Source organism: Bacillus sp. FSL M8-0256, assembly GCF_038005765.1.
Taxonomy (GTDB): Bacteria; Bacillota; Bacilli; order Bacillales; family Bacillaceae; genus Bacillus; species Bacillus safensis.
Window position 1 is genome coordinate 1,671,590 of the sequence record NZ_JBBOTU010000001.1, and the last position, 13,568, is coordinate 1,685,157.

Annotated in this window: 18 protein-coding genes; all 18 read left to right on the forward strand. The window is 41.2% G+C overall.

Annotation, left to right across the window (positions count from 1 at the left end; all coding sequences use genetic code 11):
• Position 1: 1 nt before the first annotated feature.
• Genes fliG through flhB form a run of 18 tightly spaced genes read left to right on the forward strand, consistent with a single transcriptional unit; the run spans position 2 to position 13,544 of the window.
• The gene (gene fliG, locus NSQ76_RS08435; protein ID WP_024424176.1) at positions 2-1,018 is read left to right on the forward strand and encodes a flagellar motor switch protein FliG; all 1,017 of its coding nucleotides are present in this window, start codon (positions 2-4) and stop codon (positions 1,016-1,018) included.
• Positions 1,011-1,775, forward strand: a complete 765-nt coding sequence (fliH, locus tag NSQ76_RS08440) for a flagellar assembly protein FliH (RefSeq protein WP_034623639.1) — start codon at positions 1,011-1,013, stop codon at positions 1,773-1,775. The genes fliG and fliH overlap by 8 nt, the downstream gene beginning before the upstream one ends.
• A complete protein-coding gene (gene fliI / locus NSQ76_RS08445; RefSeq protein ID WP_024424174.1) occupies positions 1,772-3,088 on the forward strand; it encodes a flagellar protein export ATPase FliI in 1,317 nt (438 codons plus the stop codon). The genes fliH and fliI overlap by 4 nt, the downstream gene beginning before the upstream one ends.
• Positions 3,089-3,096: 8 nt before the next feature.
• On the forward strand, positions 3,097-3,540 hold the full coding sequence (gene fliJ, locus NSQ76_RS08450; protein WP_024424173.1) for a flagellar export protein FliJ: 444 nt from the start codon (positions 3,097-3,099) through the stop codon (positions 3,538-3,540).
• A 12-nt stretch (positions 3,541-3,552) separates the two neighbouring features.
• Positions 3,553-4,254, forward strand: a complete 702-nt coding sequence (locus tag NSQ76_RS08455) for a MotE family protein (RefSeq protein WP_341053335.1) — start codon at positions 3,553-3,555, stop codon at positions 4,252-4,254.
• Positions 4,255-5,583: a flagellar hook-length control protein FliK gene (locus NSQ76_RS08460; RefSeq protein WP_024424171.1), complete on the forward strand. Its 1,329-nt coding sequence runs from the start codon at positions 4,255-4,257 to the stop codon at positions 5,581-5,583. It abuts the gene before it with no gap.
• Positions 5,583-6,029, forward strand: coding sequence for a flagellar hook assembly protein FlgD (flgD, locus tag NSQ76_RS08465; RefSeq protein WP_024426978.1), 447 nt, complete (start codon positions 5,583-5,585; stop codon positions 6,027-6,029). The genes NSQ76_RS08460 and flgD overlap by 1 nt, the downstream gene beginning before the upstream one ends.
• Positions 6,030-6,046: 17 nt before the next feature.
• Complete coding sequence (gene flgG / locus NSQ76_RS08470) at positions 6,047-6,841, forward strand: flagellar basal body rod protein FlgG (RefSeq protein ID WP_135031780.1); 795 nt, start codon at positions 6,047-6,049, stop codon at positions 6,839-6,841.
• Positions 6,842-6,878: 37 nt separating this feature from the next.
• Positions 6,879-7,094 carry a flagellar FlbD family protein gene (locus tag NSQ76_RS08475; protein ID WP_008344794.1) on the forward strand — a complete coding sequence of 72 codons (216 nt, stop codon included), beginning with the start codon at positions 6,879-6,881 and terminating at the stop codon, positions 7,092-7,094.
• Positions 7,091-7,519: a flagellar basal body-associated protein FliL gene (fliL, locus tag NSQ76_RS08480; protein WP_024424168.1), complete on the forward strand. Its 429-nt coding sequence runs from the start codon at positions 7,091-7,093 to the stop codon at positions 7,517-7,519. Before NSQ76_RS08475 ends, fliL begins: the two co-directional genes overlap by 4 nt.
• 32 nt (positions 7,520-7,551) lie before the next feature.
• Positions 7,552-8,550, forward strand: coding sequence for a flagellar motor switch protein FliM (gene fliM / locus NSQ76_RS08485; protein ID WP_024424167.1), 999 nt, complete (start codon positions 7,552-7,554; stop codon positions 8,548-8,550).
• Positions 8,540-9,661, forward strand: a complete 1,122-nt coding sequence (gene fliY, locus NSQ76_RS08490; protein WP_025092583.1) for a flagellar motor switch phosphatase FliY — start codon at positions 8,540-8,542, stop codon at positions 9,659-9,661. Before fliM ends, fliY begins: the two co-directional genes overlap by 11 nt.
• A 27-nt stretch (positions 9,662-9,688) precedes the next feature.
• The gene (locus NSQ76_RS08495) at positions 9,689-10,051 is read left to right on the forward strand and encodes a response regulator (RefSeq protein ID WP_007499584.1); all 363 of its coding nucleotides are present in this window, start codon (positions 9,689-9,691) and stop codon (positions 10,049-10,051) included.
• A gap of 18 nt (positions 10,052-10,069) precedes the next feature.
• Complete coding sequence (gene fliZ, locus NSQ76_RS08500) at positions 10,070-10,729, forward strand: flagella biosynthesis regulatory protein FliZ (RefSeq protein ID WP_025092584.1); 660 nt, start codon at positions 10,070-10,072, stop codon at positions 10,727-10,729.
• On the forward strand, positions 10,722-11,387 hold the full coding sequence (gene fliP / locus NSQ76_RS08505; protein WP_008354479.1) for a flagellar type III secretion system pore protein FliP: 666 nt from the start codon (positions 10,722-10,724) through the stop codon (positions 11,385-11,387). Before fliZ ends, fliP begins: the two co-directional genes overlap by 8 nt.
• 16 nt (positions 11,388-11,403) lie before the next feature.
• Positions 11,404-11,673: a flagellar biosynthesis protein FliQ gene (fliQ, locus tag NSQ76_RS08510; RefSeq protein WP_003211206.1), complete on the forward strand. Its 270-nt coding sequence runs from the start codon at positions 11,404-11,406 to the stop codon at positions 11,671-11,673.
• A 6-nt stretch (positions 11,674-11,679) separates the two neighbouring features.
• A complete protein-coding gene (gene fliR / locus NSQ76_RS08515; protein ID WP_025092585.1) occupies positions 11,680-12,459 on the forward strand; it encodes a flagellar biosynthetic protein FliR in 780 nt (259 codons plus the stop codon).
• Positions 12,456-13,544: a flagellar biosynthesis protein FlhB gene (flhB, locus tag NSQ76_RS08520; RefSeq protein ID WP_034623630.1), complete on the forward strand. Its 1,089-nt coding sequence runs from the start codon at positions 12,456-12,458 to the stop codon at positions 13,542-13,544. Before fliR ends, flhB begins: the two co-directional genes overlap by 4 nt.
• Positions 13,545-13,568 lie beyond the last annotated feature (24 nt).

A 13,568-nucleotide genomic window follows, 5' to 3' on the forward strand; every position in this document is an offset into this window, starting at 1 on the left:
CATGTCGAGAAAAGATCCAAATCGACTAACAGGCAGACAAAAAGCAGCAATCCTAATGATTTCCTTAGGGCTAGACGTGTCAGCATCTGTATACAAACATCTGTCTGAAGACGAAATAGAAAAATTAACATTAGAAATTTCCAATGTACGAAGTGTAGATACTGCTAAAAAAGATGAAGTCATCGAAGAGTTTCACAGCATTGCCATCGCGCAGGACTACATATCGCAGGGCGGTCTTATGTACGCAAGACAAGTGCTTGAAAAAGCGCTTGGTGAGGATAAAGCGGACAGCATCTTAAACAGGCTGACATCCTCTCTTCAAGTGAAACCATTTGATTTTGCTCGAAAGGCTGAGCCAGAACAAATTTTAAACTTTATCCAGCATGAGCATCCACAAACGATTGCACTTATCCTTTCCTACCTGGATCCAGTGCAGGCTGGGCAAATTTTATCTGAGTTAGGCGAGGAAGTACAAACTGAGGTTGCGAGACGTATTGCCTTAATGGACCGCACATCTCCAGAGATCATCAATGAGGTGGAACGTATTCTTGAACAAAAGCTTTCTTCAACCTTTACGCAGGACTATACGCAAACGGGCGGAGTCGAAGCGGTTGTAGAAGTGCTAAATGGTGTAGACCGTGCTACTGAGAAGACCATTTTAGACACACTTGAAATTCAAGATCCAGAGCTTGCGGATGAAATTAAGAAACGTATGTTTGTCTTTGAAGATATTGTCACTCTTGACAGCAGAGCGATTCAGCGCGTCATCAGAGATGTTGAAAATGATGACTTATTGCTCGCACTCAAAGTGGCAAGCGAAGAGGTCAAAGAAATTGTCTTCCGCAACATGTCACAGCGGATGGTCGAAACATTCAAAGAAGAAATGGAGTTTATGGGGCCTGTCCGGCTTAGAGATGTCGAGGAAGCACAAACCCGTATTGTCAGCATCGTAAGACGACTTGAGGAAGCTGGAGAAATCGTCATAGCTCGAGGCGGAGGAGACGATATCATTGTCTAGGATTATCAAACATGAAACATCTGTTATTCCTGAACAAGGACGGCAAACGATTCCTTTACAGCAAGTAAACTTTAAAAGAGAACATCACGAAGAAGAGCTTGTCAATGAAACCGAAGCATCGCAGCTTGTACTCAGTGATGCAGAAGATCAAGCGAGCCGCATATTAGAACAAGCAAACAGTGAGCTGGAAAAAACAATGGCTGAAATCAATCAGCGCCGGACTGATTTTGAAGAAGAAAGAATGCAGCTCATTGAAGAAGCGAAACAAGCAGGTTATCAAGACGGCTTCCAAAAGGGCGAAGCAGATGCGAATTTGCAGTACCAAGCTACTCTTGATCAAGCAAATGACATCGTCAGTCTTGCAAGGCAGGACTACGAAGAAAAAATTGAAAGCTCTGCTGAGCAAATTGTGGAACTCGCTTTTGAACTCGCCAAACGCGTTTGGAATGCAGCTGAGGACACGAAAGATCAATTTTTGGCTCTTGTGAAGCAAGTCATTTCAGAAGTGAAAGAATATGATGATATTTCCATCTATGTTGACCCTGAACATTACGAGCATGTGATGGAATATAAAGACGAATTGATTAGAATCCTTCAAAAGGATACACACCTTGCCATTTACTCGGATGAAAAAGCGCCAAAAGGAACTTGTTACGTAGAAACAAGTTTTGGAAAAGTGGAAGCGAGTGTTGATATCCAAATGAATCAGTTGAAAGAAAAATTATTAGAAGTCATTGATTCAGGTGATCACAAATGAAAATGGATGTACTAAAAGAAACGATTGAAACCGCTGATCCTTATAAACGATTTGGTAAAGTCAATCGAGTGGTTGGGCTGATGATTGAATCGAAGGGACCGGAGAGTTCGATCGGTGATGTATGTCTCATTCATAAAAAAGGGAGCAAGCACCATCCGATAAAAGCAGAGGTCGTAGGGTTTAGAGATGAAAACATTCTGCTCATGCCTTATGTAGAAGCATCCAATATTTCACCAGGAAGTCTTGTTGAAGCGACGGGTGAGTCGCTGAAGGTCAAAGTAGGGACTGGATTAATTGGTGAAGTCGTTGATGCCTTCGGTGATCCGCTTGATGGCAGTATGCTTCCAAAAGGACTTGCACCTGTTTCGACAGATCAGTCACCCCCAAATCCAATGGACAGGCCACCTATTCGAGAAAAGATGGGTGTCGGTGTTAGAGTCATTGACAGTCTGCTCACAGTTGGCACTGGTCAAAGGATCGGGATTTTTGCCGGAAGCGGTGTTGGAAAAAGTACCTTAATGGGGATGATTGCAAAGCAGACAGAAGCAGACCTGAATGTCATTGCTCTTGTTGGAGAGCGTGGCCGTGAAGTTCGTGAGTTTATTGAAAAGGATTTAGGTGCTGAAGGACTGAAGCGATCCATTGTTGTCGTTGCAACTTCTGACCAGCCTGCACTGACGAGACTGAAAGCTGCGTATACAGCAACAGCTATTGCGGAGTATTTCAGGGACAGAGGCAAAAATGTCATGTTCATGATGGATTCTGTTACAAGGGTCGCCATGGCGCAAAGGGAAATAGGACTCGCAACTGGCGAGCCGCCAACAACAAAAGGATATACACCTTCAGTGTTCGCTATACTGCCAAAATTGCTCGAACGAACTGGGACAAATCAGCTTGGTTCGATCACAGCGTTTTACACAGTGCTTGTTGATGGGGACGATATGAACGAGCCCATCGCTGATACAGTGAGGGGGATCCTGGATGGTCACATTGTACTTGATCGTGCTTTAGCCAACAAAGGACAATTTCCCGCTGTTAATATTTTGAAAAGTATCAGCCGTGTCATGAGCAATATCGCAAGTCATGATCACAAGGAAGCGGCTAACCGGTTCCGCCAGCTTTTATCCACTTATCAAAACGCTGAAGACCTCATTAATATTGGAGCATATAAAAAAGGCTCCTCCAAAGATATTGATGAGGCCATGCAGGCTTACCCTCACCTGATTTCTTTTTTGAAGCAGGATGTAGAAGAGGCTGTATCTATTGAAGACAGTGTGAGTTTATTGCTCAGTTTGATGAATAGAGAGGATTGAGAAAAACAGTGAGATATCAATACAAATTTCAAAAGCTCTTAGAACTGAAAGAAAGTGAAAAAGACAAGTCACTCGCAGCATACCAACAATCCGTTTCGGCATTTGAGCAAGTTGCTGAAAAACTCTATGAAAATATGAGTAAAAAAGAACTAATGGAAAAAAGCAAAGAAGAAAAGCTGAGAAGTGGAATGAGTGTTCAAGAAATGCGTCATTACCAGCAATTTGTGACCAATTTAGATAACACCATTCAGCATTATCAGCAGCTTGTGATCATGAAACGCCATCAAATGAATGAAAAACAATCTGATTTAACTGAAAAAAACATTGAGTTTAAAAAGTTTGAAAAAATGAAAGAAAAGCAATTTGAAAAGTTCTCCCTTGAACATAAGGCAATTGAAATGAAAGAAATGGATGATATCTCTATCAGCCAATTCATGTTTCAAGGACATTAGGAGTCGAGATGAATGCCTAAGAAGGAAAAAACGAAGGAATCAGGTGGCGGGAAATTTCAATGGATCTTGTTTATTGTCATCATCCCATTGATTGTGCTTGTGATTGTCACTGGCACGATCCTTTATATGGCAGGTTTTAATCTAAAAAAACCGCTCCAAAACATTCCGGTGATTAGCAGCTTAGTTGGTTCAGATGACACCTCAAAAACGTCATCTTCACCTAATGATCAAAGCGATGCAGAGTTAAAAGAACTGAAAAAGACCATTAAAGAGCAAAAAAATGAACTCGAAATTGCACAAAAAGATTTGAAAACAAGTGATGAAGAGATTAAAAGACTGAATCAAAAAATCAACTCACTTGAAAAAACATCTGAAAATGATGTAAAGAATACGTCAGCCAATGACAGTTCATCCAATAACAGCTCATCAAATAACACGTCAGATAATAACTCGGCAGGGACGTCCTCTGATGCAGCGGCATCCTCTAATCAGCAGACAAAAGGAAAGGTCGCCAGCATTTATGAAAGCATGGACCCAGGAAAATCCGCCAAAATTTTATCAGAATTAAGTGATAAAGAGGCGTTAAAAATTCTTGAAGAGCTGAGCAAAAATAAACTGACAGACATATTAGCAAAACTGACACCTCAGAAGGCAGCAACGTTTACAAAAGAGCTTGCCAAAAAAGAAGAAAGTGAAAATGGGGGTGGACAATAAGTGAAGCTATTGGATATTGGAGCCTTACAGCAATCTTCTCAAGGTCTTTCAGGGCTAAAAGGAGACGGCGCGGCATCTGCACGAGGTTTGTTTAAACAATTACTTAGCGGAGCAGGCGCTCAAAGCGGTCCTGTTCATGCTGAGACAGCCGATGCAGCCTCTCTTTCTATCAATGATGCGATGCAAATTGTTGAAAAATGGATGCAATCACCTGAAGAAGGAATGAGCGCAGACCTACTAAGTGCGCTTCAAACACTACAAGGTCAAACGCTTGAATCATCCGATCTCAAATCACTTGAAGAATTATTTCAAAAAATGGAATCTTCCATTTACGGTGATCAAGCGGAAAAGCCAGGTTCTGAACATAGTGAACAGCTCATACAAGTCCACTTCTTCATCTATCAATTGCTCAATCAACAGCCGCTCAGCTTTGATGCGAAACTTGTGCAGGATATTGAAGGAAAAGGTCAAGACTTTATCCACTTTCTTTCGAAAAACGGGGTAGATGAAAAACTCATTCAGCAAGTAAAAGAGCAGTTCTTCTCGCAGGGATCAACGCCAAAGCTGAATTCGATGACTCAAAGTGAGCTAAAGCACTTTAATCAGTTAATCGACCATATGATGGCGAATGCGAAAGGGTCTGACAAAGAGTGGAAAATTTCACTTGGAGAGTTGAAAGAGCTAATCTCTCCAAAACAAGAATCTACACTCGCTTCTCCGGCAAAAGGGAATGCATCTCTTGAGTGGCTCATCAAAAAAGAAGTCGTGAAAGGACAAAGCGCTGCTGCACCAGCTTCTGAAAAAATAATGACCCATACACTTTTGCCAGGTCATAAGCAGTTTTTCCAACTGCAGTCAGCGGCTCCTGTTCAGCAGACACAAACGACTGATGAAAAGCCAGGAACGGTTGATCAGCAAATTCTAAACACGTGGAAGCAAATGAAATTCACGCCGTTTGGCAATTCAAGCGGACGCTTCACCGTTCGATTAAATCCAGAAAATCTTGGATTCATTACCATTCAGCTAACGAAGCAAAACGGTATGTATGCGAGTAAAATTACAGCCTCGACGCAAGCAGCGAAAGAGCTGTTAGAGCATCATCTGCCGCAGCTCAAGCAGGCACTTCCGAATATGTCGGTTCAAGTGGACCGTTTCCATATACCGCTTCAATCAAATGAGCAGCCGTTATTTGGACAACAATTTAACGAAGAAAACAAGCAGCAGCAGTCAAAAGGGCAGAATTCCCAGCAGACTGATGAACAGGAAGCAGAATTCCAAGATGTACTGGACGCTCTTGTTGGGTCAGATGAAGAAGAGGAGGAGATCTAATGGCAACAGTTGATGCTACGAATAGAACAGCCGCACAAGCAGACACTTCTTCAAAAGCAGAAAAGAAAACAGATACGCTTGGCAAAGATCAATTCTTGAAAATTTTGCTCACGCAGCTTCAAAACCAAGATCCGACAAACCCGCTTGATGACCGTGAGTTTGTCACGCAGCTTGCGACATTTTCATCTTTAGAACAGCAAACCAATATGAACGATTCGATCACCAAGCTGAATCAGCTCATGTCTACATTTGTTGCACACCAAGATCCATTTACGACATATGTAGGCTGGATTGGTAAAGAAGTATCGGGCAAATTGGATGATAAAGAGATATCGGGCACTGTGAAGTCTGTTAAAAACATAGACAATGAATACTTACTTGTTTTAGAAGATGGTACGAAAATCAGCCCTTGGGATGTTACAGCAGTTGGAGAAAAAACGAAGTAATTCGAGGAGGAAAATAAATGTTACGCTCACTTTACTCAGGAATTAGCGGAATGAAAAACTTCCAAACAAAATTAGATGTGGTAGCCAATAACGTAGCAAACGTCAATACACACGGATACAAAAAAAGCCGAATCACGTTTAAAGATATGGTCAGTCAAACCATTTCAAGCTCAGGTGGACCAACGAACAACTCTGGTTCAATTAACTCAAAACAAGTTGGTTTAGGATCATCTTTATCTTCTATTGATAAAATCATGAAATCAGGTTCTTCTCAAAATACAGACGAACCATTTGATTTCTATATTAATGGAGATGGATTTTTCCGTATTCAAAAGCAAGGTGAAATCCTATTTACAAGAACAGGGAATTTCAAACCTGATTCAAATGGGGATTTGGCAACACCTGATGGAAACTATCTACTTGGCATGGATGGGCAAAGAATCAACGTTCCACGAGACAATGTGTCAAGTGTTAGTGTAGGGCCAGATGGGACCGTTTCTGTTGTTGAGAACAACGTTTCTCGTACTGTTGGGCAAATATCACTTGTGTCATTCAGTAATGCAGGAGGATTAGATAAGATTGGGGATAACCTATACCGCCAAACGCTCAGTTCCGGTGCGCCAAGTAATGCCATCGCTCCTGGAACTCAAGGAACAGGTGAACTTCAAACAGGGAAACTTGAAATGTCAAACGTTGATTTAACAGACGAGTTTACCGAAATGATTATCGCGCAGCGTGGATTCCAATCGAATGCAAAAACGATCACAACATCTGATGAAATTCTGCAAGAGCTTGTGAATCTGAAACGATAGGAGGTAGGGGGAGCGGATGCTCGCTTCTCTGCTTAATATGATTGAAGTGACAAGATTAAATGGCAAAGGATTTATGCTGAACGCTCTCCATATCGAGCAAATCGAAAGTTTTCCAGACACGACCATTACTTTGGCCAATGGAAAGAAATTCGTTGTGAAAGAAGATGAAGAGCAGCTTCAAGAGAAAATCATTTCTTTCTACAGAAAAATCCAAGTCATTTCATTGAATCAAGGAATAGAGGAGTTTGAATGAAGAAGAAATTAGTCGTAGTAATGCTAATCATGATTATTGCCATCGTCGGAATTGGAGCAGGCATCTTTTTTCTGCTGAATGGGTCAGACGAAGCAAAAGCCGAAAAAGAGCCAACAGCAGATGAAGTTGTAAAAGCTTCTGTTGAAATTCCTGAGATTATCACCAATTTAAAATCTGAAGGAAATGCTGTCAAACTTGTCCTGAATATTGAAACGGACTCTGAAAAAGCAAAATCAGAGCTTGAGAAAAGAAGTTTCCAGGTAAAAGATGCTGTCATCGACATTTTATCAGACACGAATGCAGATGAACTTGATGGCAAAAAAGGCAGAGAACATTTTAAAACACAAGTCAAAAACAAAGTGAATAACTATTTGCAAGATGGCAAGGTGAAAGAAGTATACATAACCTCCTTTAATCTGCAATAGAGGCGATTAATTAACGCGATGGAGGTGAAGAAATGTCAGGAGAAGTGCTTTCCCAGAATGAGATCGACGCATTATTATCCGCCATCTCAACAGGCGAAATGGATGCAGAAGAGCTGAAAAAAGAGGAAACGACGAAAAAAGTGAAGGTGTATGACTTTAAACGTGCACTGCGCTTTTCAAAAGACCAGATTCGAAGTTTAACAAGGATTCATGATAACTTCGCTAGACTGCTCACCACGCATTTTTCAGCGCAGCTAAGATCATATATTCAAATTACTGTCAGCTCGGTTGACCAAGTACCATACGAAGAATTTATTCGTTCGATTCCTAATATGACATTATTAAACTTATTTTATGTCAGCCCGCTTGAAGGAAGAATCATGCTTGAAGTAAACCCAACAATCGGCTATGCGATGATGGACAGGCTGATGGGCGGGATTGGCATTAGTCATAATAAGACAGAATCACTTACAGAAATTGAAACAAAGATTATCTCAAACATGTTTGAGGGAGCTTTGGAAAATTACAGAGAAGCGTGGCAGTCCATAACCGACATCGAGCCTGAAATGGCAGATTTCGAGGTAAATCCCCAGTTTGTTCAAATGGTGTCACCAAACGAAACAGTTGTCGTCATTTCTCTTAATACACAAATTGGCGAGGTAAGCGGGGTTATTAACCTATGTATTCCTCACGTTGTATTAGAGCCTATTATTCCGAAGCTGTCTGTACACTACTGGATGCAGTCTGAACGAAATGAACCAAAACAGCAAGAAACAAAGGCCATTGAAAAACGGATTATGAAGGCAAAAATACCGGTAGTCGCAGAGCTGGGACAATCGGAAATGACGGTGGAAGAGTTTTTGAATTTGGAAATTGGTGATTGTATTGCCTTGGACAAACCAGTAAATGCGCCTCTTACTGTTATGGTCGGAAATAAACCGAAATTCTTGGGACAGGCCGGCCGCGTGAATCGGAAACAGGCGATTCAAATTCTAGATCACGACATAAGAGGTGAAGAAGATGGAGAATAACGGAAGTAAATTATCACAAGACGAAATCGATGCGCTCCTTAAAGGAGGCAGCAATGACGATATAGAGCCTGATACAATCCTTTCTGCAATGGAGCAAGATGCCATTGGAGAAATCGGAAATATTTCATTTGGCAGCTCTGCAACAGCACTTTCAACCCTATTAAATCAAAAAGTGGAGATTACAACTCCAACTGTTACAGTGATTCAAAAAAGTATGCTGAATGAGGAATTTCCTCATCCGTATGTCGCTATTGAAGTGAATTATACGGAAGGTTTCAGCGCAAGTAACCTGCTTGTCGTCCAGCAAACAGATGCAGCAGTTATTGCGGACTTAATGATGGGCGGAGACGGGACAAATGCTGACCCTTCTTTAAGTGAGATTCACTTAAGTGCAGTACAAGAAGCAATGAACCAAATGATGGGTTCTGCTGCGACATCCATGTCGACTGTCTTTAATAAAAAGATTGATATTTCTCCGCCGCGCGTCGAATTACTTGATGTGAAAGAAGGAGAAGGGACAGACCGCATTCCAGCTGAAGAAATGCTTGTCAAAGTATCCTTCAGATTAAAAATAGGTGAACTCATCGATTCAAATATTATGCAGCTTTATCCTATTACATTTGCGAAGGATTTAATTGCAGAATTAACAGATCCTGCCCAAGAAGAAGCGCCGGTTCAAGAAGAAGTGAGTGCACCTGAACCTCAGCCGGCAGCACCGCAAACGCAGTCTGCCCCAGCGCAGCAAGCAGCACCGCCGAAAAGACAGGCAAAGCCAAAGCCGGCAGCACCTGTAAATGTGGCGCCAGTTGAATTTGAATCGTTCAGTGAGCCTCAGCATACAACAAGCCAGCTAGGAAACCTTGATATGCTGATGGACATTCCGCTTTCCATTACGGTGGAACTTGGAAGAACTCAGCGCAGTGTGAAAGAAGTTCTTGAGCTTTCAGCTGGAAGTATCATTGAACTGGACAAACTTGCTGGTGAGCCAGTAGACATTCTAGTGAACAAACGAATCGTCGCCAAAGGGGAAGTCGTTGTCATTGATGAGAACTTTGGTGTTCGTGTGACTGATATTTTAAGTCAGTCAGAAAGACTTTCTAATTTAAAATAAACAAACATATAGGGAGAGAATAAGTAAATGGCTACTAAGGTATTAATCGTAGATGATGCAGCATTCATGAGAATGATGATCAAGGATATTCTTGTAAAAAACGGATTTGATGTAGTAGGAGAAGCAGAAAACGGCGCACAAGCAGTTGAAAAATACAAAGAAACATCTCCTGATCTTGTCACAATGGATATCACCATGCCAGAAATGGACGGAATCACTGCACTAAAAGAAATTAAACAAATCGATGCTTCAGCAAAAATCATCATGTGTTCTGCTATGGGACAGCAGTCAATGGTTATTGACGCAATCCAAGCAGGTGCAAAAGACTTTATCGTGAAGCCATTCCAGGCAGACCGCGTACTTGAAGCAATTAATAAAACGTTAGGCTAAAAAAGGGTGTAAGATTTGTTGAAAAAACGTTTGATATGTATAGCAATGATCAGTTTTATGCTTTTCTTGACGATGCAGCCTGCCTCACTGTTTGCCGAAACGAAAGATCCTGAGAATGGCACAGTGAATGACTGGCTCAAAGGTGAGAAAGAAAGCAAAAAGGATACAGAGAAGAAAACCACTGACAATCAAACGAATCCGGCAGAAGAAGTTCCCTCTTCTTCTGTCTCCATTATGGATTTTGTCAAAATGATTGGTGCCTTACTTTTTGTCATCCTGCTTATTTATGGATTGGTGAGATTTGTTGGAAAGCAAAACCGCTTACTCAAACCATTTCGATATGTTGAAAATATTGGCGGAACGACAGTCGGACAAAACCGTTCAGTCCAGCTGATCAAAGTGGGCAAAAGAGTATTAGTTGTCGGCGTAGCAGACTCAATCCAGCTGCTAAAAGAGATTGATGATGAACAAGAATGTGAAGCAATCGTGAAACAATATGAAGAAGCGATGGAAAGCAAAACCGATTTACCAAAAATGGTTCAAAAATTCACATCGCAGGTAAAGAAACATGATCAGCCGACCACTTCTTCTTTTTCAGCCAATTTAAAGGCGCAGCTAGCCGAATTGAAAAAGACCCAATCAGAAGTCAGAAAGAAAGGCCCGAAACAAAATGAATGAGTTTATCGATTTATTTAATTCCAGCGGTGCAGGAAATATCAGCACATCTGTTCGTCTTCTATTACTTTTAACTGTATTTTCGGTTGCACCAGGCATTCTCATTTTAATGACTTGTTTTACACGGATTGTGATTGTTCTTTCATTTGTCAGAACATCACTTGCAACCAACTCAATGCCGCCAAACCAAGTGCTTGTTGGACTTGCTTTGTTTCTCACATTTTTTATCATGGCTCCCACGTTCTCACAGATTAATAAAGAGGCGCTGACGCCGCTTTTAAATGATGACATCACGTTAAATCAGGCGTATGAAAAAGCCGAAGTGCCTATTAAAGAGTTTATGAGTAAACATACAAGACAGAAAGATTTGGCTTTATTTCTTAGCTACGCAAAAATGGATACACCTGAATCGATTAAAGATATTCCATTAACGGCGATGGTTCCCGCTTTTGCCATTTCAGAATTAAAGACGGCATTTCAAATTGGTTTTATGATCTTTATTCCATTTTTAATTATTGACATGGTGGTCGCAAGTGTTCTGATGTCAATGGGGATGATGATGCTTCCGCCGGTTATGATATCGCTCCCTTTCAAAATATTGTTATTTGTTTTAGTCGATGGATGGTATTTGATAGTTAAATCTTTGCTGCAAAGCTTTTAGAGTAGGTGCTTAAAACATGAGTTCAGAATTTGTCATTACGATGGCTGAAAGATCAGTGTATGTAGTATTGCTTGTGAGTGGGCCGCTTCTAGCGCTCGCACTTATTGTGGGACTGATTGTCAGTGTGTTTCAGGCGACAACCCAAATTCAAGAACAGACGCTTGCGTTTATTCCTAAGATTGTTGCTGTACTCATTGGGCTTGTTGTGTTTGGTCCATGGATGCTTTCAACAATCGTGTCCTTTACGACAGAGCTGTTCTCGAATTTAGATCGATTTGCAGGTTAACAAGCGATGTCAATCATAGAATTATTCCCTGCTTTTCTTTTAGTTTTTATTCGGATCACCGCTTTTTTTGTGACAGTACCGCTTTTAGCGCATAGAACGATCCCAGCTGTACACAGAGTTGGATTCTCACTGTTTTTAGCTGTCATTAGTTTTAGCACCATAAAAGAACCGCCAGCACTAGACATAGACGGTCTTTATATGATGCTTGCGGTGAAAGAAGCAATGGTCGGGCTTCTGCTTGGGCTGATTGCATACATCATGGTGTCCGCTGTTCAGATTGCCGGCTCATTCATTGATTTTCAAATGGGTTTTGCGATTGCCAATATTATTGACCCGCAAACAGGGGCGCAGACGCCGCTGATGGGACAGTTTTTTTATACGGTCACATTACTGTTGATGCTGGCAACAAACGCACATCACTTGCTGCTTGATGGAATCTATTACAGCTTTCAATACATTGCAGTTGATCAATACGCGCTGAATTTCGGCAGTGAATCCTTTGCTTACTTTATTGCAAAGAGCTTCAACCAAATGTTTATCATCGCCTTTCAAATCTCGGCACCTGTCGTGGCAAGTCTGTTTTTAGTCGATTTGGCGCTGGGGATTGTGGCACGTACAGTTCCGCAAATGAACGTATTTGTGGTCGGACTTCCTATTAAAATAGGTGTGAGTTTTATTATGATCATCATCTGTATGGGCGTCATCTTCGGTGTTGTCCAAAATACATTTGAAACGATTGTACTCACCATGAGGAATTTCTTAGCATTGGTCGGTGGTTCGTCATGATGACAAGGCTTAGACTAGACTTGCAATTTTTCGCAGGTGAAAAAACAGAAAAAGCAACGCCGAAAAAAAGGCGGGATTCACGTAAAAAAGGACAGGTTGCTAAAAGTACTGACGTCAATACAGCCATCTCATTTCTATTAATCTTTTTATCATTCTTTTTTATTGGGCCTTTTATGAAAGAGCGGATTATCGCGCTCATAGAACGTTTTTATTCAACAACCATGCTAATGAAGGTTAGCACATCTAATATTCATCAACTATTCTTGGAATTGCTTCAGGAAACAGGGCTCCTCCTCATGCCAATCCTTGGTGTTGGCATGCTGGCGGGGATTATCAGTAACTATTTACAAGTCGGCTTTCTCTTTTCAGCAGAAGTGATCAAACCGAAATTAGAAAAGCTTGACCCAATCAAAGGGTTTAAACGGATATACAGTATTCGAGCCCTCGTAGAGCTATTAAAATCCATTTTGAAAATTGGCTTTGTTGGCTTTGCGACATTTATTGCTCTTTGGATGCACTTTGACGAAATTCTGCGGCTTCCTTTATTAACAGCAGAGGAAACCCTTCATTTCGTTGCAAATATGACCTTAATTATGGGGCTGTATGCTGCTGGTGCTCTTTTGATTTTGGCAGGGCTTGATTATATGTATCAGAAATTTGATTATGAAAAAAACTTGAGGATGTCCAAACAAGACATCAAAGATGAGTATAAAAAATCAGAGGGTGACCCGCTCATCAAATCAAAGATTAAACAGCGTCAGCGGGAAATGGCCATGAGACGGATGATGCAGGAAGTCCCAAAAGCGGACGTCATCATTACAAACCCAACCCACTATGCCATTGCTTTAAAGTATGATGAAGAAAAAATGGACGCGCCCTATGTTGTGGCAAAAGGAACGGATATTTTGGCTTTGAAAATTAGAACGATTGCGAAAGAACATGATGTCATGACTGTAGAGAACCGCCCGCTTGCCCGTGCGCTCTATGATCAGGTCGACATCGACCAAGCGGTGCCGGAAGAATACTTTAAGGCCATCGCAGAAATTTTAGCTTACGTCTATAAAACGAAACAAAAGATTTTATGAATTTTTGGTTTTAAAAGGAGAGAA

Bases quoted from the DNA above. Each gene is read 5' to 3' on its own strand.
- fliG (WP_024424176.1), top strand. From the start codon at position 2: ATGTCGAGAAAAGATCCAAATCGACTAACAGGCAGACAAAAAGCAGCA.
- fliI (WP_024424174.1), top strand. From the start codon at position 1,772: ATGAAAATGGATGTACTAAAAGAAACGATTGAAACCGCTGATCCTTAT.
- NSQ76_RS08455 (WP_341053335.1), top strand. From the start codon at position 3,553: ATGCCTAAGAAGGAAAAAACGAAGGAATCAGGTGGCGGGAAATTTCAA.
- flgD (WP_024426978.1), top strand. From the start codon at position 5,583: ATGGCAACAGTTGATGCTACGAATAGAACAGCCGCACAAGCAGACACT.
- flgG (WP_135031780.1), top strand. From the start codon at position 6,047: ATGTTACGCTCACTTTACTCAGGAATTAGCGGAATGAAAAACTTCCAA.
- NSQ76_RS08475 (WP_008344794.1), top strand. From the start codon at position 6,879: ATGATTGAAGTGACAAGATTAAATGGCAAAGGATTTATGCTGAACGCT.
- fliL (WP_024424168.1), top strand. From the start codon at position 7,091: ATGAAGAAGAAATTAGTCGTAGTAATGCTAATCATGATTATTGCCATC.
- fliM (WP_024424167.1), top strand. From the start codon at position 7,552: ATGTCAGGAGAAGTGCTTTCCCAGAATGAGATCGACGCATTATTATCC.
- fliY (WP_025092583.1), top strand. From the start codon at position 8,540: ATGGAGAATAACGGAAGTAAATTATCACAAGACGAAATCGATGCGCTC.
- NSQ76_RS08495 (WP_007499584.1), top strand. From the start codon at position 9,689: ATGGCTACTAAGGTATTAATCGTAGATGATGCAGCATTCATGAGAATG.
- fliP (WP_008354479.1), top strand. From the start codon at position 10,722: ATGAATGAGTTTATCGATTTATTTAATTCCAGCGGTGCAGGAAATATC.
- fliQ (WP_003211206.1), top strand. From the start codon at position 11,404: ATGAGTTCAGAATTTGTCATTACGATGGCTGAAAGATCAGTGTATGTA.
- fliR (WP_025092585.1), top strand. From the start codon at position 11,680: ATGTCAATCATAGAATTATTCCCTGCTTTTCTTTTAGTTTTTATTCGG.
- flhB (WP_034623630.1), top strand. From the start codon at position 12,456: ATGATGACAAGGCTTAGACTAGACTTGCAATTTTTCGCAGGTGAAAAA.